The organism is Azospirillum lipoferum, assembly GCF_024170005.1.
Taxonomy (GTDB): Bacteria; Pseudomonadota; Alphaproteobacteria; order Azospirillales; family Azospirillaceae; genus Azospirillum; species Azospirillum lipoferum.
In genome coordinates this window covers 25,356-44,235 of sequence record NZ_JALJXJ010000019.1, presented here as the reverse complement: position 1 = coordinate 44,235, position 18,880 = coordinate 25,356, and the positions used below count along the sequence as shown (strand labels likewise).

Sequence of the window (18,880 nt, the reverse complement as noted above, 5' to 3'; positions counted from 1 at the left end):
TGAACTGCCGTCCCCCGCTTGTGCACAAACCAGCTTTGTGCGCAGGCGGGGAACGGCAATTGTTCATGACCGGTGCCCTAATCCCTGAGCGCCTGACCCGAGAAGAATTGAGTGATTTCAGTGCCTTGATTCGATCGGTGTTGTGAAACATGCCGAATCACAAGACGATGTGGACTGAAATCACCCGAACGCAGTATCGGCGAAGGATCGCGCTATTCAAGCGACACGACGGACGCGGAGTGGGCGGTGCTGGACCCTCTGCTCCCGGCGGCTCGATGCTTGGGACAGCCGCGAACGGTCAATGTGCGCGAGATCGTGAACGGCATCCTCTTTTTGGCGACCTCCGGATGCCGGTGGCGGCAACTGCCGAAGGATTTCCCGCCGATGACGACGGTCCAACGCCATTTCTACCGCTGGCGCGACGATGGGACCTGGGAGACGATCAATCACGCCCTGGTGGCGATGGTTCGGGAAACCATGGGGCGGGAAGCCGGCCCGACAGCGGACAACTCCTTTTCAACAGATCACACCGCAAACTGGCTCTTCCAAACCAATCAAATATCCGCTCTAGGAAGGGCCGTCTTCAGAGCGCAATGCGCTTAGATCTCCCTGAGCTCATCATGTAATAATGTTGCAAATGCGTTCCGCGCATGATGGATATCCATTCCTCTGTTCTTTACAAAGTAGTTCTGTACAGGAGGTAATTGGTTGAATGTGTACCCATTGATATCACCAATTGACTTGAACTGATCGAATACGCCAACAGGCACCAATGAAACGCCTGCGCCAGAGATTACACAACCAAGTATAGTGCCATAGCTGGCAATGCTGGTGATATCGACCGCTACCTGCTGTTCGTTTAGCCAGCGTTCAAGTGACTGTCGATAGGGACATCCTGGTGGCCACATGTAAATGTTTTTTCCTTTTAGATCCTGAGGGCCCGATATTTTTCCTGCAGAAGGTGAGGCAATCAGTACCAGAGGCTCTCTGTGAATATCTTCGTACAAAATATCTGGATGGTCACTTTTTGTCGCAATAATAGCACCATCCAATTTGTGCTCGACGACATCGTTTATTAGTTGCTGCCAAGTCCCCGTATTGAATTGCATCCGTACTCTAGGATAGTCACGGTGAAATTTCGAAAGCACTGTCGGCAGACGACCGGTTGCGGCCGATTCAATGGCTCCAATTCTCAATATTCCAGAAGGTTCTGAGAATGGGCCCAGCGCCCTGCGAGCTTCTTCGCAAAACGCCAGTATCTTGATCGCATATCCGAGCAGTATTTCTCCTGAAGGGGTGATGACAAGTCCTCGGCCTTTGCGGATGAAAAGTGTCACGCCGAGGTCCATCTCCAGCTGTTTTATTCTGTTGGTGATATTAGAAGGAACGCAATGCAATATTTCTGCTGCCCTTACGATGCTGCCATGTTCGGCAACTGTCTTAAGCATCCTCAGCTGAGATAGTTCCATCTCTAAATCACTCATTTAAAGTGAGTTATCACTTCATTATAAATCAGTTGTAGTGTGTCAATCAAGCATCCTAGAATCAGAGGCATCTCGGGAGACTCCTGAAGAAACGTCTTGGCAAGAACCCGTAACGCGACTTGCAAACCGAGACCTGTTTCAGGAATCCCTTGGCTCGAAAGTTATCTTCTTAAATGACCCAAGCTTCAGCCAACCTATAGACATAAGAGGTAAATCAATGACTTTTGTCTCTTTGCAAAATTATACCCCCATGCCTAAGGAGTTCTCGTCTATGCAGGAGCTGGGCGAGGTATTCATCGAATCATTACCTGAACACATCTCCATGCTAAAAATCCCTGGACGTTGGGTAGCCGAAGATGCCCACTGGGAATCCGTGCTTGCGCGAATAGATCGCGTTGAAGAAATTCAACATGCCATGCACCAGGTACTTTGTGACGCAATAACACAAGAGGCTCAAACTCACGCCGAGGGTGCCTTCCATGCACTCCTGGAAAAGCAGAAATCAGATTCCAGTTTCCCGTACTTCTTTAACGGCTGGAATGAGACGCACAAGACGACGAGCTTGGTATCTGCGAAAATAATCATGCGCCTGGGGGCGAGGCAGACCTGACGCCCCTTCCACCTCCGTGCCACCACCCGCAGCTTCAACGCTTCCACCTGCGCCAGCGATGTGGTGATCGGACCCGTCCTTCTCGGACGAGGACAGCAGGGAAAGGTCGGGAAGCCGCGTCATAGTGACGTTGACTAGCAGTCCGATGAGCGGTGTAGCAGGAATCGGCTCAGTGCGTGTCCTCCCCGCCATCAGCACCAATTCGTTGCCATCATCAGGGGGCGAGCAATTACCCACAAAGGGGCGAAGCCATGATGAAATATTTGTTATCTTTTTAACGAGGTCATTAGTAACCCATGAACTCCGATATTACTCTCGTGGCACTTGGGGTCTTTGCCTTTTGTGGCGGCTTGATTGATGCTGCTGTAGGCGGCGGGGGGCTTGTCCAAATTCCCGCGCTTATCCACGCCTTACCTAATTTCAGCCTGGCGACGGTTTTTGGAACCAACAAGTTAGCAGTTCTGCTTGGTAATTCCTTCTCGATATCGAGCTATCTCAAACGCGTAAGGATTGTATGGAAGCTCATTCTTCCAATAATGGTTTCGTCATTCGTTTTTTCTTTTGTTGGGGCATCTTCTGTGGCGCTCATCCCAAGGGCGATCATGGAGTATATTGTTTTCTTTATACTTGTAGTAATGGCAGTTTATACATTTGTAAAAAAAGATCTTGGCAGATCACATTTAGAAACCCGGATCGGTACGAGAGAAATTCTGTTGGGGGTTATACTTGGCGGTTTCATCGGTTTTTACGATGGTGTATTCGGTCCGGGTAGCGGGAGCTTGTTGCTATTTTCCTTCGTCAAGTGTTTCCGTTTTGATTTTTTGAACGCCTCTGCATCAGCCAAGTTAATCAACCTTGGGACCTTTTCCGCCGCGCTGCTATTTTTCATCCCGTCAGGGCACGTGTTGTGGATAATCGGAGGTGTCATAGGGATATGTAATATTGCAGGCGCTATCACTGGTGTTTTTCTAGCTTTACGGTATGGCAGTGGCTTTATCAGAATTTTCTTTCTAATACTCCTTCTGTTTCTTATAGGGCGAATGGGGTTTTCCATTTTCTTTTAAAATCTGACTCGTAAATCGTCATTGAACCGGGCTATTTCCGGTCGGATTTCCTCGACGCGGCATCGCTGTCGGTCAGTCCGGCGGTCATCGGCGATTATGCGGAGACCGCCGGCAGGACCCGGACGGCCGCCGCCGGTCTCAACCACGCCCAGCCCGGCGATCCGGCCAAGCTGGCCGATGTGCTCGTCAGCTTCGCCGATGTCGCCGACCCGCCGGTCAGGCTGCCGCTCGGCAGCGACACGGTCGCGGCGATCGAGGCCAAGCACGAAGCCGACCGGGCGATTCTCGACAACTGGCGCCGGGTTTCGCTGTCGACCGACTTCGCATCGCCTTGAATCCCGACCGGCCGGCTCCGGGGACGTGCCTTCCACGAACCGGCAGGTCCCGTCGGCCTCAAACCTCGATCAGCGCATAGGGCCGCCCCGTCTCCTTCGGGATCGTCTGTGCCACATTGTAGACCGGCGTCCCCCGCAAGGTTTTCCCGCTGTACGTCCCGTGATGCGCATGCCCATGCGCCACCGCCCGGACAGTGTCGAAGCGGTCGATGGTCTCGGCCAGCCGTGATGATCCCAGGAAGGGGAAGATTTCCGTCGGCTCCCCCTCCACCGTTGCGGCGATGGGGGCGTAATGCAGCACCACGAACACCCGCTCGGTCTCCAATTGCCGCAGGGCGCTCTCCAGCCGCATCGCCTCGTTCACCGCCTCGTGGACGAACTGCTTGATCGTCGGTTCGCCGAAGCTGTCGAGCATCCGGTTGCCGAAGCCGCCGCCGAAGCCCTTCACCCCGGCGAAGCCGACCCCGCCGATCTCCTGCGGCGCCCCGTCGAGGAACCGCACCCCGGCCTGGGTCAGGATATGCTGGACCTCTTCCAGATGGCCGCATTCGTAATCATGGTTGCCGAACACCGCGACGACCGGGATGCCGATGGAACGCAGGGCATCGGCCAGGATCTCTGCTTCCCGCGGCTTGCCATGGTTGGTCAGGTCGCCGCACAGCGCCAGCACGTCGGCCTTGCCCGCGATCTCCTGGAACAGCTCGCGGTAGGGATATTGCGTGGTCTCGCCGACATGGATGTCGCCGATGGCGGCGACGGTCAGCCTGCGCTCATCCATTCCCATTCTCCTTCAGGCCCTCCTTCGTGCCCTCCTCCCCGACCACGTCGGCGAAGCCCCATTGGGTGACGTCGATCAGGTAATCCTCGCGCGAGAACAGCCGGCCGCGGCAGATGCGGGTCTGGGCGACCGGCAGCTTGGCGCGTTCCTGCATCCGCTCCAGCAGCTCCGCCACCAGCCAGTCGGGCACGCGGTCGCGCTCGGTCGGATAGATGAAGCGGAAGTTCAGCAGGTGGATCAGCAGGACCTCCCAATACTGCTCCATGTGGGCGAGCAGCCTTTTCCAGTCGATCGACTCATGCTGCTTCAGGATCATGTGGGCCACGTCCGGCCCATCGTATTTGTGGCGCATCTGGACGAAGGATTTGGAGAAGATCATCTCGGTCGGCGCCACCAGCCGCACGTCGGCGCCGCAGATCACCGCCCGATGCTCCTCCTTGAACCAGCGGTCGGTGACCGGGTTGATGGCGACGGCGGAATTGAAGATGACGTCGAAGAACAGCTCGCCATGCCTGACCTTGCCGATCCAGCGTTCGTCCTCGATCTCCGTCTCGAAGCCATGGTCCTGGAAATGGGAGAGGATGCGCGGAAAATCGCCGCCGCGGCAGAAGATGTCGATGTCCTTGGTCGGCCGGGTGATCCCGGTATAGGCGCTGACCGCATAGGTCCCGCCCAGCAGGAACGGGATGCCCGACTGGATCAGCAGCTTGAGGCTTTCGGTGTAGAAGGCCTCGGCCTCCGCGGTGACGGTGGCGCTGCCCTCACGGAGTTCACTCATGGACCACTCCCCCTTGCGTGCAGGTGCTGCACGTCGCCCCGGTACAACAGGGCAGGGCAGGGAGAGTTGCGGGGGGCTGGCAACGGCCGGCCGCCGAGCTGCCGTTCGGGCGCTCCTTGCCTGGAACGGCGCAATCTGATCTGGTGCGGCCGAGGGGCCCCATCAGGAGCGTGTCATGGATGCATCCATTGAGGATTCTGCCGGCGAAGACTCTGCCGGAAACTCCGCGGATGCTGTCGACGCGCTCGCGGCCGCGATGCGGCGGCCGGTCGAAAGCGGGTCTGATCTGAGGGCAATCGAGGCGCAGCTCGAACCGCTTCGTCACGCGTCGCCTGCCGAGCGCGCCGGGGCCGCCATCCGGCTGGCCGGGATGGTCCGGGCTGCCGATCCGGTTTTGCGGCTGTCGGCGATGGCCGCGATCACCGGTGATCTGCGCCACTATGAAGACCTGCTCGATCTGGTCGAAGCGCAGTTCGAGCAATCCGGGCTGGACAGGCTGGTCCACATCTACTGCTGCATGGGCCGCCAGCTTTTCCTGATGCGCATGGACGAGGCGAGCCGGCCGGGCTTCTTCGCGGACCGGCTGTTTCCCTACTACATCCGCCTGATCGGCGCGATCCGCAGCCGGCTCGGCATCGATCCCCGTCCCCGTCCGGCAGGCAGCCCGGCCACCGGGCGGGTCATGCTGGTGACCAACCAGTTCCTCTCCATGCGCCACCAGCCGTCGCGCGACCTGCTGTCCTATGCGACGGTGCTGGAGGAACGCTGCGGCCGGGACGTGGTCATCCTCAACACCAACATCATGCCGGCCGATATCCACAGCCTGTTCGTGCCGTCCTTCGCCGCCAGCGTGGAGCCGGCGTTCGACGGCAAGCAGGTGATCGAGGCGGAGGGGCGGTCCTATCGGATGCTGTCCTCGACCGGCCGCGCGCTGACGCGGGACAGGATCGACTGGTTCCTGCGCGCGGTCGAATGGCACGACCCGGACGTGGTCGTCTCGCTGGGTGGGTCGGTCGTCGTCGCCGACCTGCTGGCGGCGGCGCGTCCCATCCTCTGCATTCCCACCACCAGTGGACTCACGCCGTCGCTGGCCGACATCGTGCTGGATTACGGCGGCGGTAGCGGCAGCCGACCGGCCGGCGGTCCGCTCGCCGCCTCGTGGCGGCCGTTCCGCTTCCTCTTTTCGCTGATCGGTGCTCCACCGCCGGTCCAGACCGCAGACAAGGCAGGGAGCCGCGCCGGCTTCGGCCTGCCGGACGAGGCCTTCCTGTGCGTGGTGGTCGGCAACCGCTTGGACGAGGAGGCCGACGGCGCCTTCCTCGCGATGCTGGACTCCGTGATCGACCGGGTGCCGCGCGTCGCGGTGGCCTTCGCCGGTGAGGCGGCGGCATTGCCCGAGCGCCTGCAAGGGTCGCGGCATGCCAAGCGCCTGTTTCCCCTGGGCTACGTGACCGACATGGCGGCGCTCATGCGGGTGGCGGACGCCTATGTCAACCCGCGGCGCACCGGCGGCGGAGCCAGCGCGGCGGAGGCGCTGGCCGCCGGCGTGGTTCCGGTCTCGCTGCCGGCGGGCGACGTGGCTGCCGTCATCGGCCCCCGCTTCGTCGTGCCCGACTATGCCGCGGCCCTGGACCGGCTCGCCCTGCTGGCCGGGGATCCGGCGGTTTTCGCGGCGGAGGTGGCCGAAGCCCGGAAACGGGGCGCAAAAGGTGCCGACCCGGCCGAGGCGGCCGCAGACTTGTCGCGTTACCTGGACGAGGCGGTCGCCGTGTACGGGCAGCGGCCGGCGGGCTCTGGAATTGGCAAATAACCCCGACAAATCGGACTAAAATCCTATAACTTCTCCACGAGAGATCCACCATCCGCGGAGCCACGCCATGCCCCTCGACAGCCGTACCCTCCAGAACGACCATTTCCCTCTCTGGGCGGAAGAGCCGCCGGTGCCATCGGAAGGCTCGCTGGTTCCGGGTTCGCAGTTCCACGAGGAACAATGGATCATGGCCGCCGGCATGCTGGCGCGCGGAACCAGCTTCCTTTATGTCGCCCGCTCCATGGGATGCAGCCGCACCACCCTGTGGCGCGCCTATTACGGCTCCAAGGATTTCCGTCACAGGGTGTGGTGGGAAAGGCAGGCGCTGAACCGGGAAGCCGAGCTGCGCCTGTCCTCGCTGCGCATCCTGGTGGCCGAGCAGATCGAACGGCTGGTTTCCTCCGGCGATCCGTCCACCGTCCGCTGGCTGGCCGAACGGCTCGGCCTGTTCGCCGGTCTTGAGAGCGCGCGGGAGACCACGCGAAGCGCTCCACGGGATATTCCGGACGCCGTGCCGCAAACAGCTGAAAATTGCCGTCTCTCCCCCGCTCACGCACAAACGGAGTTTGCGCTGACGCGACAGGCGGACCTTCGGTCCGCCGAAAGCGGGGAGAGGGAGGGGACCCGCGCCGAAGGCGTGGGGAGGGTGAGGGGGCCGGCGCGCGATCCGCGCGCCGCCAAGGGGCATACTGCCCCTTGGCAATCCCCTGGCACGGTCGTTCCGTCCGCGCTGCCCCCCAACCCTCTCCCCAGGGGGGAGAGGGCTTATAAGCGGTCACCTTCGCCTGACCTCATTGCCCGGCGCCGGTAGGCGGCGGATGGAACAGTCGCCGGAAAGCGTTCCACGATGTTCCATGCCCCCGCCGCACCAGCCCTCCCGGTCACACCCCGAAGTTCGGCTTCCCCGCCAGGATGTTGGAGGTTACGTCCTTGATGTCGCGCAACCCGCACATCGCCATGGTCACGTCCATCTCCTTGCGGATGATCTCCAGGCACTGGGACACGCCGGCCTCGCCGCCGGCCCCCAGCCCATAGAGGAAGGCGCGGCCGATGAAGGTGCCCTTGGCGCCCAGCGCCAGAGCCTTGACCACGTCCTGGCCGGAGCGGATGCCGCCGTCCATCAGCACCTCGATGCGGTCGCCGACCGCCTCGACGATGGCCGGCAGCGCCGCGATGGAGGAAATGGCGCCGTCGAGCTGCCGCCCGCCATGGTTGGAGACGATCAGCGCGTCGGCCCCGGTGTCGGCCGCCATCACCGCGTCTTCCGGATCGAGGATGCCCTTCAGGATCAGCTTGCCGCCCCAGCGGTCGCGGATGCGGCGCACATCGTCCCAGTTCAGCGTCGGGTCGAACTGCTCCGCCGTCCAGGAGGACAGCGAGGACAGGTTGCTGACCCCGGTGGCATGGCCGACGATGTTGCGGAAGGTGCGGCGCTGGGTCCGCAGCATGTTGATCGACCAGCGCGGCTTGGTCGCCATGTCCAGGATGTTGCCGATGGTCAGCTTTGGCGGGGTGGACAGCCCGTTCTTGATGTCCTTGTGCCGCTGCCCGAGGATTTGCAGGTCCAGCGTCAGCACCAGCGCCGAACAGCCCGCCACCTTGGCGCGGTCGATCAGCTTGTCGATGAAGGCGCGGTCACGCATGACGTAGAGCTGGAACCAGAAGGGCTTGTCGGTGTTCTCCGCCACGTCTTCGATCGAACAGATGCTCATCGTCGAGAGGGTGAAGGGCACGCCGGCCTTGGCTGCCGCGCGGGCGGCCAGGATCTCGCCGTCGGCATGCTGCATGCCGGTCAGGCCGGTCGGGGCCAGCGCCACCGGCATCGCCACCGGCTGGCCGACCATGCTGCTGGCCAGCGTCCGGTTGGTCATGTCGACCGCCACGCGCTGGCGCAGCTTGATCCGGCCGAAGTCGGACTCGTTGGCGCGGTAGGTCGACTCGGTGTAGGAGCCGGAATCCGCGTAATCGTAGAACATCCGCGGCACGCGCCATTCCGCCAGCTGCCGCAGATCCTCGATGCAGGTGACGGGCCGGTCGGTGAACAGGTTCGCCCAGCGCGACGGCGGCCGCGAGGAGGGCATGCGAACGGAGGTCATGGGGCGTGTCTCAACGGTTGCGCGTGAAACGTAAGGGCGTCGATTTGGCCATTCCCCCCGCGCACCGTCAAGCCATGGCTGCGGCAACGCTGCCCTTTGACCGTCCGGCGGCTCAGCGAGCCGGTTTCGACTTGCGTTTCGGTTTCGAACCCGGATTGCCCTGGCCGGCCTTCGGCGGCGTCATCATCGCCTTGATCGTCGCCGCCTGGGCCGCCGCCTGGTTGCGCCTGGCCGCCGACATCGCCGCGGTGGTCCACATGCCGCTGGCGCGGTTGGCCCAGGACAACCACGCGCTCATGAAGGGGTTCTTCGTCATCATGGGGGGCGACTCCGAGACAGGTTGCGGTTGATGGCACAACAGCGCCGGAGCCGCCGATGTTGCACCGCACATTATTGCGCCATCCATCTGCCCAAATTTTCGGCGATATCGCTGCATTCTTGGGCAGCGGGTTGAGCGCGGGTCAGCCGCCCTGCGTCTCCAGGCCCCCGTTTTTTGCTGGCATATCCATTGCTTATGCAACCCTGTGGCAGGGCGATGTCGGGGGACCGGGTGGCATGGGTACGGAGCGGGAAACCACGAAGCAAAGGACGGGCGCCGCCGCGGCGCGCTTCCTGCGCACCGCCAAGCTGTGCCGCATCCGTGACGTCGAGCAGCTTCTGGCGGTCAGCGCCCTGGTCCGGGATCTCAGTGCCCTGATCCATGCCTTGCAGAAGGAGCGCGGCGCCTCTTCCATCTATCTGGGCTCCAGTGGCACCCGCTTCGGCGAGGACCGCGCCCGCTGGCAGGCCGACGCCAAGGCGCTGGAAGCCGTGGTGCGCAGCCGTTTGGGCCTTGTCGACGAGCAGCTCGACCGCCTCAGTTCGGGCGCGCAGTTCTACAGCCGGGTCGCCATGGCGCTGCATGCGCTGGACGGGCTGCCGGCCTTGCGCGGTCAGGTATCGTCGCTGGCGCTGGTGCCGCAGGATTCGGTGAAGGCCTTCACCGACATCGTCGGCCATCTGCTGTCCGTGGTGTTCGAGGCCGCCGACATCGCCGCCGAACCGGCGATTTCCCGGGCGTTGGTCGCCCTGTTCAATGTGATGCAGGGTAAGGAATTCGCCGGGCAGGAGCGGGCGACCGCCAGCGCCGGCTTTTCGCGCGGGCATTTCGACGGGGCGGAGCATGCCCGGCTCGCCCACCTGATCGACGCGCAGAACCGCGCCTTCCGCATCTTCGCGGAGTTCGCCGAGCCCGCCCACGCCGCCGCCTTCCGCACCGCCCTGGCCGACCCGGCGGTGGCGGAGGTGGAGCGGATGCGGGCGGTGGCGCTCAGCGACGAGGCCCGCCACGGCGAACTGTCGGGCATCACGCCGGAGATCTGGTTCGAACAGGTGACCCGCCGCATGGAATTGCTGAAGACGGTGGAAGACCGACTGACCGAGGATCTCCGCCGCCTGTGCGAGGTGAAGCTCGCCCAGGCCCGCGCCGATCTGGAACAGGCGGATACCGGCGGTCCCGACGCGGTGATGCCGGTCGCCATGGTGCTGGTCGATGCCGATCCGGCTCTCGCAGGCCAGGATGGCGCAGGACTCTATGCCCCCGACGGGCTGCGGCCGAAGCTGATGCGCTCCGTTCTCGACGTCATGCAGGCACAGTCGCAGCGCCTGCGCGACGTCAGTCTGGAACTGGAAACGACGAAGGCGGCGCTGAACGAGCGCAAGGTGATCGACCGCGCCAAGGGCCTGCTGATGTCCACCCGCAACCTGTCGGAGGAGGAGGCCTACAAGCTGATCCGCAAGACGGCGATGAACCAGAACAAGCGCATCATCGAGGTGGCGGAGGCGATCCTCAGCATGTCCGACATCCTCCGCGGCGTGACGGCGGGAGGTGGGGCGGGAGGTGGGACCGCGGGCGGATGACCTGACTACTGCACCGTGCGCACCGGCGAGAAGGGCAGCCCCGCCTGATCGAGCGCACGGTCGATCACCTCCTCCGACTTCTGGTCGAACAGCTGCAGCAGCAGGTCGTCCACCATCCAGTCGTTGGTCGGGGTGCAGGCGGTGAACAGCTCGCTGATGACCTCCGCCTGGAAATCCTCGCGCCGGTCGTCGCCGCCCTCATACTCCATATGCTTGGCGACGCCGACCGCGACCTGGAAGGGGTGGGTCAGGCCGGGGGCGACGGTTGCCTTCTTCAGCAGCGCCGCCATGCCCAGCTCGCCATCGTCCCAGGCCAGCCGGCGGGTGTTCTCCGCCGGGATGCCGGCGCGGACGGCCATGCCGGCGATGAACAGGGACAGGTCGCCGGCGCACAGCGCGCGGAACAGCAGGACCGGCGTCAGGCGGCGGTTGGTGTGCAGCCACTGGATCACGGCGTCGATGTCCTCGGCCCCACGCAGCACCGGGCGCAGCATGCGCATGGTCGCCGCCTCGCGCCCGCGCTCGACCAGCCGTTCGACCAGTTCGCGCGACAGGCCGTGCGCCTGCATCAGCGTGGTGCGCATGCTGTCGGAGACGAAGGCGACCACCCGCTCCACCATCGCCAGCGACAGGCCGGGACGGGTCGCCGCCGCTTCGCTGACCATGCGGACGCGGCCGAAGCGGTCGAGCGCGCGGTTCACCGCGCTGTCCGGCACCTCGGCCCCGTCGTTGCGCAGCAAGGCCGTCACCGCGATGACGTTGCCGCGCTCCGCGATCGCGCCGGAGACGCGGGCGGAAACGCTGGAGCGGCTGGCGACCGCCACATGCTTGCCGGAATCGGGATCGGACAGCACGTCCAGCAGCAGATCGTCGGTCAGGCCGGCGGCATCGCGCAGGATGGGGAAGGCCACCCGGCCGACGTCGCGCACCAGCCGCTCCGCCAGATCCCCGGTCAGCAGCGGGCTGTTGCGCAGCTGCCAGGCCACCGCCTCGCGCACCGCCACCTGGGCGTCACCGGCAAAGCAATGCACCACCTCGATCGCCAGCGACCGCTCGGCCGGGCTCAGCGCGCCCGATTCGAGGTCATGGAACAGCTTGTTCATCGTCTCGATCCGCGTTTCCGCGTTCGGCGAGGCGAGCAGCCGCTCCACGTCCTTGGACGACAGGGCGTTGGGGTGGGGGATGTCTGGTTGGGCGGCGGCGTGTGGCATCATGGCACCCGGCTGCGGCATCGGAGGAGAACCTTCAGTCGAAATCGAGGCAGGAGTAGCGGACCATGTCGCCCCACAGCCGGTCGAGCCGGCGGAGCGTGCGGTAGCTGGCCTTCAGGTCGCGGACCTCGGTCTCGTTGCGCACCAGCGCCTCGGCCTGCGCCTGCTCCATCCGCCGCAACCCGTCCCACAGCTCCCGCCCCTTGTCGGTCAGCTGCAGGCGGGCGGTGCGGCGGTCGCGCTGGTTGGCGGCCCGGTTGATGTAGCCGGCGTCGACCAGGATCTTCAGGCTGTAGGACGCGTTGGAGCCCAGGTAATAGCCGCGCTCCATCAGGTCGCGGACCGACAGCTCGTCCTCGCCGATCAGCATGACCATCAGCGCCTGGACCGGGCCGATGTCCTCGACACCCTGCTTGGACAGGCCGACGCGGACGACATCCAGGTACCGGCGGTGCATCCGCTCGATCAGCCGCGCCATGCCGTGGAAGTCGGCGAGGTCCAGATCCTCGCCGGGCTTGCCGCTCGTATGATCTGCGGGTTTATCGTCCGGACCCGGTTCGGGTGCGTCGTCGTCGTCCCAGTTCAGGTTGCTCATCGCGTCCATGATCCTGCCGGCTCGATCATTGCCCTCGTCCTTTCTGCTCAAATCACTCCGCGGCGGCGGCAAGGCCGCGGAACCCATGCGGATGCGCACTGCGCCAGGCCCAGGCGCTGCCGATGATGCTGTCCAGTTCCGGGAAGCGCGGCTGCCAGCCGAGATCGCGGCGGATACGTTCCGACGAGGCGATCAGCACCGGCAGGTCGCCGGGGCGGCGCGGGCCGACCTTCACCGGCACGGCTCGACCGGTGATGCGCTCCACCGACGCGATAACCTCGCGCACGCTGTAGCCGGTGCCGTTGCCGAGGTTGTAGCGGACCGACCGCTCGTCCAGCACGTCCAGCACCCGCAGATGGGCGTCGGCCAGATCGCAGACATGGATGTAGTCGCGGATGCAGGTGCCGTCGCGCGTGTCGTAATCGTCGCCGAAGATCTCGATGTGCGGACGCTTGCCGGTGGCGGCATCCATCACCAGCGGGATCAGGTGCGTCTCCGGGCTGTGGTCTTCGCCGAGCTTGCCGTTGGGATGGGCGCCCGCCGCATTGAAGTAGCGCAGGCAGGCGGAGCGCAGGCCATGGCAGCGGTCGGCCCAATGCAGGGCGCGTTCGATCATGAACTTCGATTCGCCATAGGGGCTGCCGGGGTCGATCGCCTCGTCCTCGTCGATCGGGATGCGCTTGGGCGAGCCGAACAGGTTGGCGGTGGAGGAGAAGACCAGCTTCATCACCCCCGCCTTCACCGCGGCGCGGATCAGGTTCAGCGAGGTGACGGTGTTGCCGTGCAGATAGGCGTGCGGGTCGCGCATCGATTCGCCAACCACCGACAGGGCCGCGAAGTGGAACACCGCATCGAAGCGCCATTGTCCGAACACCCGGGCCAGCGCCGCCTCGTCGGCAAGGTCGGCCTGGACGAAGGTCGCTTCGGCCGGAACGGCGGCGGCATGGCCCTGGCGCAGGTTGTCGAACACCACGACCCGGTGGCCGCGGTCGAGAAGCTCGGCCACACAATGGCTGCCGACATAGCCGGCGCCGCCGGTGACGAGAATGGTTTTGGAGGTCGTCATGAATGGGTTTCCTTGAACCGGTTATCGGGCCGCAGCCTGAAGCGGGCGGCCGGCGTGGTGGAAGGAAAGCGGGGGGGCGGTGCAGGGCGGGCCGGATGGGGGATCGCGGCGCCTTGCGAAAAACTCATGCAGCGCAGCATGCACGATGTCGGCGCCGTCTGACCAGATGGCTGCAAAATATGCCACGAAGGGCCTAAGACCTTCGGTGAATCATGATTTTTCCGTTTTCTGTCAGCGACTTATCTACCATCCTCTACCTCTTTTTCGGATGCTGGAAAGGGGTGCAACCCAAAACTTGTCACACGTCTCTAAAATGTCTCCGGTGTATAGCTTAAGCCTGCCAAGTCCGCCGACGCCTCCCCCCGCGTCCGGATTTGTCCCGTCATAGGCGGTCCCCGTTCACCGGTTCGGCCGCACCCGGCATCCCCCCAGCCGGCTTCCTGTCCCGCGTCCGTCGCCGCCGGCAGCTTTTCCTGTTTTCCCCGATTTCCAGCGCCGTGCGAGCCGGCCAATCCTCCATTGGGAAGGATCGAAGATGAGTTCCGTGGATCGGCCCCTGCTGACCCAAGCCTACCGGAAGATCGGACAGGGACTGCTGCTGGCCGGCATTCTCAGCCTGTTCGTCAACGTGTTGATGCTTGTGCTGCCGCTCTTCACCATGCAGGTCTATGACCGGGTGATGAGCAGCCGGAGCCTGGAAACGCTGACGATGCTGGCGATCATCGCGGTGGGGGCGCTGGCGCTCTACGGCGTACTGGACTTCATCCGCGCCCGCGCCTTCCTGGTGACGAGTGCCGTGATCGCCCACCGCTTCAACGTCCCGGCGCTGGAGGCCTCGATCGTCGACGCGCTGTCGGGCGGCCCGCGCAACGCGGCGCAGACCATGCGCGACCTGAACGATTTGCGCAGCTTCATGACCAGCAGTGCGGTGACCGCCCCGCTGGAACTGATCTGGGCGCCGATCTTCCTGGCGATCCTGTTCCTGCTGCACCCGGTCTATGGCGTGCTCGCCATCGTCTCGGCCCTGGTGCTGCTGGTGATGGGGGTGCTGACCGATATGCTGACCCGGCGGCCGATGGCCCAGGCGAACGAGGCCTCGGCCCGCGTCTTCGCCGACATCGCCGGCACCGTCCGCCATGCCGAAGCCATCGAGGCGATGGGCATGCTGCCGGCACTGGCCCGGCGCTGGCAGGCGGCGCAGAGCGGATCGGCGGGGATGATCGACCGCGGCGCTACCCTGTCGCGCGGCCTGGCCGCCGCCTCACGCTCGCTGCGGATGATCCTGCAGGTCGGCGTGATCGCCGCCGGTGCCACGCTGGTGATCGACAATCTGGTGACCCCCGGCAGCATGATGGCCGCCGGCCTGATCACCGGGCGGCTGCTGCACCCCTTCGAACAGCTGGTGGACGGCTGGCGCCAGTGGGTGAAGGCGCTGGAGGCGCACCGCCGCATCCGCGACCTGCTGAACAACGGCTCGTCGGTCCGCTCCACCATGCCGCTGCCGCAGCCGCAGGGCGCGCTGACCGTCGACCGCGTCACCCATGTGCCGGCCGGGCTGAACCGACCGGTGCTGCGCAACGTCTCCTTCGCCGTCCAGGCGGGAGAGGTGCTGGGAGTCATCGGCCCGTCGGGCGCCGGCAAATCGACGCTGGCCCGCCTGCTGGTCGGCGTCTGGCAGCCGTCGGCCGGCGGCATCTATCTGGACGGCACCAGCACCTACCTGTGGGAACGCGAAAGCTTCGGCAAATATGTCGGCTACGTGCCGCAGTCGGTGGCATTGCTGGACGGCACCATCGGCGAGAACATCTCCCGCATGGCCGGCGCCGACCCGGCGGAGATCGTCCGCGCCGCCCGGCTGGCCGGCGTGCATGAGATGATCGGCCGCTTGCCCTTCGGCTACGACACGCCGGTGGGCGACAGCGCCTTTTCCCTGTCCGGCGGCCAGCGACAGCGGATCGCGCTGGCCCGCGCCCTGTTCGGCCGCCCGCGCCTGCTGGTGTTGGACGAGCCCAACTCCAACCTCGACCATGACGGCGAGCAGGCCCTGCTGAACGCCGTCCACAAAGTGAAAGCCGACGGGACGACGGTGGTGATGATCGCCCACCGTCCCTCCATCGTCGCCATCGCCGACAAGTTGGTGGTGATGAAGGAGGGCGCCGTCGAGCATTTCGGCGCCCGCAGCGACGTCCTGAAACTGGTGCAGCCCGGCGGCGCCCCCGCCGGGGTTGCCCGCCTCGTCCGCAGCGGAGGACAACAATGAGCAGCGATACGCCTCTCCTGTCGTCCCAGCCGGTCTGGACAGCGACCATCGACGCCGTTCCGGCCGAGCCGTCCCTGCGCGGTACTGCGCTGGCCGGGGCACTGGCCGTGCTGGTTGGCTTCGGCGGCTTCCTGACCTGGGGACTCACCGCCAGCCTGGACAGTGCCGCACTCGCCGCGGGCACGGTGATGGTGGAAAGCCATCGCAAGACCGTCTCCCATCTGGAGGGCGGCATCCTGCGCGACCTGCTGGTCAAGGACGGCGACCTCGTGCGGGCCGGCCAGGTGCTGCTCCGGCTCGATTCCACGCAAAGCCAGGCAATTGTGGCTCAGTTGCAGGGCCAATATTGGACGGCGCTGGCCCGGCTGGGCCGGCTGCGGGCCGAGCAGTCCGACGCGCCGAAGCCGCTGTTCGCCGAAGAACTGGTCAAGGCCACCCGCGACAGCCCGGTGGCTGCCGAGGCGATGGCCGTGGAGGACCGGCTGTTCCGGTCCCGCCATGACAGCTACGAGGCGCAGTTGGGCATCCAGCGCCGCCAGATCTCCCAGCTGCGCGACGAGATCGTGGCGCTGGAATCGCAGCGCGTCGCCACCGCCGACCGGCTGCGATACACCCAGGACGAATTGCGGGTGGTGCAGGGGCTGCTGGCGAAGGGGTACGAGCGCAAGCCCCGCCTGCTGGAGCTTCAGCGCAACGTCGCCGATTCCGAAGGCCGGCTGGGCGAACTGATGGCCAACAAATCGAAAGCGGAGCAGGCGATCGCCGCCGCCGAGCTGACCATGATCAACATCGGCAACACCCGTAGGTCGGAGGTGTCGACCGACCTCCAGGCCGCTCAGGCCAGCGTCGCCGATCTGTCGGAGCGCTTGCGCAGCGCCGACGACGTGCTGCTGCGTCAGGCGGTCACGGCACCGCAGGCCGGACGGGTGACGGGGCTGAAATTCTTCACCTCCGGTGGCGTGATTCCCGCCGGCGCCGGCATCCTCGACATCGTGCCACAGGACGACGCGATGATCGTGGAGGCCCGCGTCTCTCCCCACGACGTTCAGAATGTGGAGGTCGGCAGCAAGGCGATGGTGAAGCTGACCGGCTATCGCCAGCGCGCCGTGCCGCCGGTGGCGGGGCAGGTGGTGTCGCTGTCGGCCGACCAGTTGGAGGACGAGCGCACCGGAACCTATTACTTCGCGGCACGGATCAGCATGGACGCGGTGGAGCTGAAGGCCCTGCCCAATGTCGAATTGCATCCCGGCATGCCGGCCGAGGTGATGATCCACGGCCATGCCCGCCGCGCCATCGACTATTTCCTGACGCCGCTGACCGATGGTCTTCAGAAGGCTTTCCGCGAGAAGTAAGCGGAACCACCATCCCCCCGGCTCTCCCCCGTTCGGGCCGGTGCGGGCTGGGGCCGCTGCATGGGCGTCCATCCCCTGGCAAGCGGCCTCGTGGAAGGGCCGGCGTCCCCCACGCCGGCCCTTTTGCACGTTCAGGACAGGAATTGTATGGAATTACTGAAATCGATTCGCCCATTACTTACATACTGGAGTAATACGGTATGGACTTGACGCCTTGGCGTCGAAATTACTCTTTATTCAATAGTCCGTGCCCGCATCCGTAAGGTCGGCGGTGAGTCGCACGGGTTTGCTGCCGTGGCATCGGATGGACCACCTGATTTTAAAAACCTTCCTTTAACGATTTGGGAATTTTCCTGGAAATTCCGCCGGTGCGAGGCCTTCCGGTGGCGGAAAGGCGGGTCTTACCAGCATTTTTTAAAACGGAAACTGCTTAGAAATTCGAAGTAAATCAAAATAACACTCTTTTTGAAAATATCGACAATGTGTTCTACTGCAAGAATCTGCTGTCTAGACTCAACTTTTTCTTCCATGTGCCCGAGTTTTATCACACTATGCCCCCGATAGATTTGGTTACACCGAAAGGCGAGCTCAGCCTTTCGAGCGAGGCCGAAAGAAGGCCCAAAAATCCCAATCACATCGCAAGGAGACACCTACGATGGCTACGGTTCCTGGGGGCAGCTACGACGTGCATATCGGCACGAATCACGACGATCTGCTGGTTGGCGGAGATGGTAACGACCTGGTGCTGGGGGGCAACGGGAACGACACTCTGCTGGGCGGCAATGGACATGACCTTCTGTTGGGGGGTAACGGGACGGATGTGATCCATGGCGGCGCATCGGCGGACGTGCTGCTGGGGGGTAACGGCAACGACATCATCGACGGCGGGTCGGGCGACGACATCATCCTGGGGGGGAATGGTGACGACGTGCTGATCGGCGGTGCCGGTCGCGACGTGCTGGACGGCGGCAACGGCGACGACGTTCTGTCCGGGGGGGACGGCAACGACGTGCTGACCGGCGGCAAGGGGGACGACATCCTGGTCGGCGGCGGCCATGACGACATCCTCGACGGCGGCAAGGGCGACGACATCCTGCATGGCGGCACCGGCAACGACGTGCTGACCGGTGGCGACGGCGACGACACCCTGTTGGGCGACGACGGCAACGACCGCCTGGAAGGCGGCAAGGGCGACGACATCCTGTCCGGCGGCGCCGGCCACGACGTCTTCATCTTCTCCGGTGGCGGCGGTCAGGACGTGGTCCTGGACTTCAAGGCCGGCGAGGACGTTCTGCAGATCTCCCGCAACATCAACGGTCTGAAGGTGACCGACGCCGCCGATCTGGCCGCCCGCGTCACCGACCAGCATGGCGACGCCGTGATCGACCTCGGCCATGGCGACAGCATCACGCTGAAGGGTGTCTCGGCTGCGGACATCCACAACCACCCGAACGACTTCTTCGTCATCCACTGATCAAGCAACGCTTTCTAAGCGACGCCTGAGAAGGACGGACCGGTGGTGTCAAGGCCGCCGCCGGTCCC

General features: G+C 64.2%; 17 protein-coding genes and 1 pseudogene. 11 read left to right on the top strand and 7 right to left on the bottom strand.

Going from position 1 to position 18,880, the window contains the following annotated elements; translation table 11 throughout:
• Positions 1–167 precede the first annotated feature (167 nt).
• Positions 168–504, top strand: a pseudogene (locus J2848_RS31060) (transposase); the annotation flags it as partial.
• 95 nt (positions 505–599) lie between these two features.
• Here the strand turns inward: J2848_RS31060 and J2848_RS31055 are convergent.
• On the bottom strand, positions 600–1,484 hold the full coding sequence (locus J2848_RS31055; protein ID WP_246194292.1) for a LysR family transcriptional regulator: 885 nt from the start codon (positions 1,482–1,484) through the stop codon (positions 600–602).
• Between the two features lie 271 nt (positions 1,485–1,755).
• Here J2848_RS31055 and J2848_RS31050 point away from each other — a divergent pair, with 271 nt between their 5' ends.
• The 3 genes from J2848_RS31050 to J2848_RS31040 all read left to right on the top strand — a co-directional run bounded on the left by J2848_RS31050 (position 1,756) and on the right by J2848_RS31040 (position 3,493).
• On the top strand, positions 1,756–2,094 hold the full coding sequence (locus J2848_RS31050) for a hypothetical protein (protein ID WP_149234402.1): 339 nt from the start codon (positions 1,756–1,758) through the stop codon (positions 2,092–2,094).
• Between the two features lie 296 nt (positions 2,095–2,390).
• A complete protein-coding gene (locus tag J2848_RS31045) occupies positions 2,391–3,158 on the top strand; it encodes a sulfite exporter TauE/SafE family protein (RefSeq protein WP_149234403.1) in 768 nt (255 codons plus the stop codon).
• A gap of 179 nt (positions 3,159–3,337) precedes the next feature.
• Positions 3,338–3,493, top strand: a complete 156-nt coding sequence (locus J2848_RS31040; protein ID WP_211103300.1) for a hypothetical protein — start codon at positions 3,338–3,340, stop codon at positions 3,491–3,493.
• A 58-nt stretch (positions 3,494–3,551) separates the two neighbouring features.
• Here the strand turns inward: J2848_RS31040 and J2848_RS31035 are convergent, their stop codons facing one another.
• Positions 3,552–4,271, bottom strand: a complete 720-nt coding sequence (locus tag J2848_RS31035) for a metallophosphoesterase family protein (protein ID WP_149234404.1) — start codon at positions 4,269–4,271, stop codon at positions 3,552–3,554.
• On the bottom strand, positions 4,264–5,049 hold the full coding sequence (locus J2848_RS31030; RefSeq protein ID WP_149234405.1) for a nucleotidyltransferase domain-containing protein: 786 nt from the start codon (positions 5,047–5,049) through the stop codon (positions 4,264–4,266). Before J2848_RS31030 ends, J2848_RS31035 begins: the two co-directional genes overlap by 8 nt.
• A 175-nt stretch (positions 5,050–5,224) precedes the next feature.
• Here J2848_RS31030 and J2848_RS31025 point away from each other — a divergent pair, with 175 nt between their 5' ends.
• Positions 5,225–6,859, top strand: coding sequence for a glycosyltransferase (locus tag J2848_RS31025; RefSeq protein WP_149234406.1), 1,635 nt, complete (start codon positions 5,225–5,227; stop codon positions 6,857–6,859).
• Between the two features lie 67 nt (positions 6,860–6,926).
• Positions 6,927–7,670, top strand: a complete 744-nt coding sequence (locus J2848_RS31020) for a hypothetical protein (RefSeq protein WP_246194294.1) — start codon at positions 6,927–6,929, stop codon at positions 7,668–7,670.
• 70 nt (positions 7,671–7,740) lie between these two features.
• On the opposite strand, the gene J2848_RS31015 is transcribed toward J2848_RS31020, so the two are convergent.
• Positions 7,741–8,955, bottom strand: coding sequence for an alpha-hydroxy acid oxidase (locus J2848_RS31015; RefSeq protein WP_281288653.1), 1,215 nt, complete (start codon positions 8,953–8,955; stop codon positions 7,741–7,743).
• 5 nt (positions 8,956–8,960) lie between these two features.
• Here J2848_RS31015 and J2848_RS31010 point away from each other — a divergent pair, with 5 nt between their 5' ends.
• Together J2848_RS31010 and J2848_RS31005 are read left to right on the top strand one after the other, a co-directional pair.
• The gene (locus tag J2848_RS31010) at positions 8,961–9,305 is read left to right on the top strand and encodes a hypothetical protein (protein WP_170307225.1); all 345 of its coding nucleotides are present in this window, start codon (positions 8,961–8,963) and stop codon (positions 9,303–9,305) included.
• 205 nt (positions 9,306–9,510) lie between these two features.
• Complete coding sequence (locus J2848_RS31005; protein ID WP_149234408.1) at positions 9,511–10,854, top strand: nitrate regulatory protein; 1,344 nt, start codon at positions 9,511–9,513, stop codon at positions 10,852–10,854.
• 5 nt (positions 10,855–10,859) lie between these two features.
• On the opposite strand, the gene J2848_RS31000 is transcribed toward J2848_RS31005, so the two are convergent.
• Genes J2848_RS31000 through galE form a run of 3 tightly spaced genes read right to left on the bottom strand, consistent with a single transcriptional unit; the run spans position 10,860 to position 13,726 of the window.
• Positions 10,860–12,068, bottom strand: a complete 1,209-nt coding sequence (locus J2848_RS31000; RefSeq protein WP_246194296.1) for a DUF2336 domain-containing protein — start codon at positions 12,066–12,068, stop codon at positions 10,860–10,862.
• 31 nt (positions 12,069–12,099) lie between these two features.
• Complete coding sequence (locus J2848_RS30995; RefSeq protein WP_246194297.1) at positions 12,100–12,660, bottom strand: MarR family transcriptional regulator; 561 nt, start codon at positions 12,658–12,660, stop codon at positions 12,100–12,102.
• A 52-nt stretch (positions 12,661–12,712) separates the two neighbouring features.
• Positions 12,713–13,726, bottom strand: coding sequence for a UDP-glucose 4-epimerase GalE (gene galE / locus J2848_RS30990; RefSeq protein WP_149234411.1), 1,014 nt, complete (start codon positions 13,724–13,726; stop codon positions 12,713–12,715).
• A 535-nt stretch (positions 13,727–14,261) separates the two neighbouring features.
• Here galE and J2848_RS30985 point away from each other — a divergent pair.
• From J2848_RS30985 to J2848_RS30975, 3 genes are all read left to right on the top strand, one after another.
• Positions 14,262–15,986: a type I secretion system permease/ATPase gene (locus tag J2848_RS30985; RefSeq protein ID WP_149234412.1), complete on the top strand. Its 1,725-nt coding sequence runs from the start codon at positions 14,262–14,264 to the stop codon at positions 15,984–15,986.
• Positions 15,983–17,338 (top strand): HlyD family type I secretion periplasmic adaptor subunit, encoded by a 1,356-nt coding sequence (locus tag J2848_RS30980; protein ID WP_149234413.1) that lies wholly within the window; start codon positions 15,983–15,985, stop codon positions 17,336–17,338. Before J2848_RS30985 ends, J2848_RS30980 begins: the two co-directional genes overlap by 4 nt.
• A gap of 655 nt (positions 17,339–17,993) precedes the next feature.
• A complete protein-coding gene (locus J2848_RS30975; protein WP_149234414.1) occupies positions 17,994–18,812 on the top strand; it encodes a calcium-binding protein in 819 nt (272 codons plus the stop codon).
• Positions 18,813–18,880 lie beyond the last annotated feature (68 nt).

Excerpts from the sequence above, each read along its gene's own strand:
- J2848_RS31055 (WP_246194292.1), bottom strand. The coding sequence starts at position 1,484 with ATGAGTGATTTAGAGATGGAACTATCTCAGCTGAGGATGCTTAAGACA.
- J2848_RS31050 (WP_149234402.1), top strand. The coding sequence starts at position 1,756 with ATGCAGGAGCTGGGCGAGGTATTCATCGAATCATTACCTGAACACATC.
- J2848_RS31045 (WP_149234403.1), top strand. The coding sequence starts at position 2,391 with ATGAACTCCGATATTACTCTCGTGGCACTTGGGGTCTTTGCCTTTTGT.
- J2848_RS31035 (WP_149234404.1), bottom strand. The coding sequence starts at position 4,271 with ATGGATGAGCGCAGGCTGACCGTCGCCGCCATCGGCGACATCCATGTC.
- J2848_RS31030 (WP_149234405.1), bottom strand. The coding sequence starts at position 5,049 with ATGAGTGAACTCCGTGAGGGCAGCGCCACCGTCACCGCGGAGGCCGAG.
- J2848_RS31025 (WP_149234406.1), top strand. The coding sequence starts at position 5,225 with ATGGATGCATCCATTGAGGATTCTGCCGGCGAAGACTCTGCCGGAAAC.
- J2848_RS31020 (WP_246194294.1), top strand. The coding sequence starts at position 6,927 with ATGCCCCTCGACAGCCGTACCCTCCAGAACGACCATTTCCCTCTCTGG.
- J2848_RS31015 (WP_281288653.1), bottom strand. The coding sequence starts at position 8,955 with ATGACCTCCGTTCGCATGCCCTCCTCGCGGCCGCCGTCGCGCTGGGCG.
- J2848_RS31005 (WP_149234408.1), top strand. The coding sequence starts at position 9,511 with ATGGGTACGGAGCGGGAAACCACGAAGCAAAGGACGGGCGCCGCCGCG.
- J2848_RS31000 (WP_246194296.1), bottom strand. The coding sequence starts at position 12,068 with ATGATGCCACACGCCGCCGCCCAACCAGACATCCCCCACCCCAACGCC.
- J2848_RS30995 (WP_246194297.1), bottom strand. The coding sequence starts at position 12,660 with ATGAGCAACCTGAACTGGGACGACGACGACGCACCCGAACCGGGTCCG.
- galE (WP_149234411.1), bottom strand. The coding sequence starts at position 13,726 with ATGACGACCTCCAAAACCATTCTCGTCACCGGCGGCGCCGGCTATGTC.
- J2848_RS30985 (WP_149234412.1), top strand. The coding sequence starts at position 14,262 with ATGAGTTCCGTGGATCGGCCCCTGCTGACCCAAGCCTACCGGAAGATC.
- J2848_RS30980 (WP_149234413.1), top strand. The coding sequence starts at position 15,983 with ATGAGCAGCGATACGCCTCTCCTGTCGTCCCAGCCGGTCTGGACAGCG.
- J2848_RS30975 (WP_149234414.1), top strand. The coding sequence starts at position 17,994 with ATGGCTACGGTTCCTGGGGGCAGCTACGACGTGCATATCGGCACGAAT.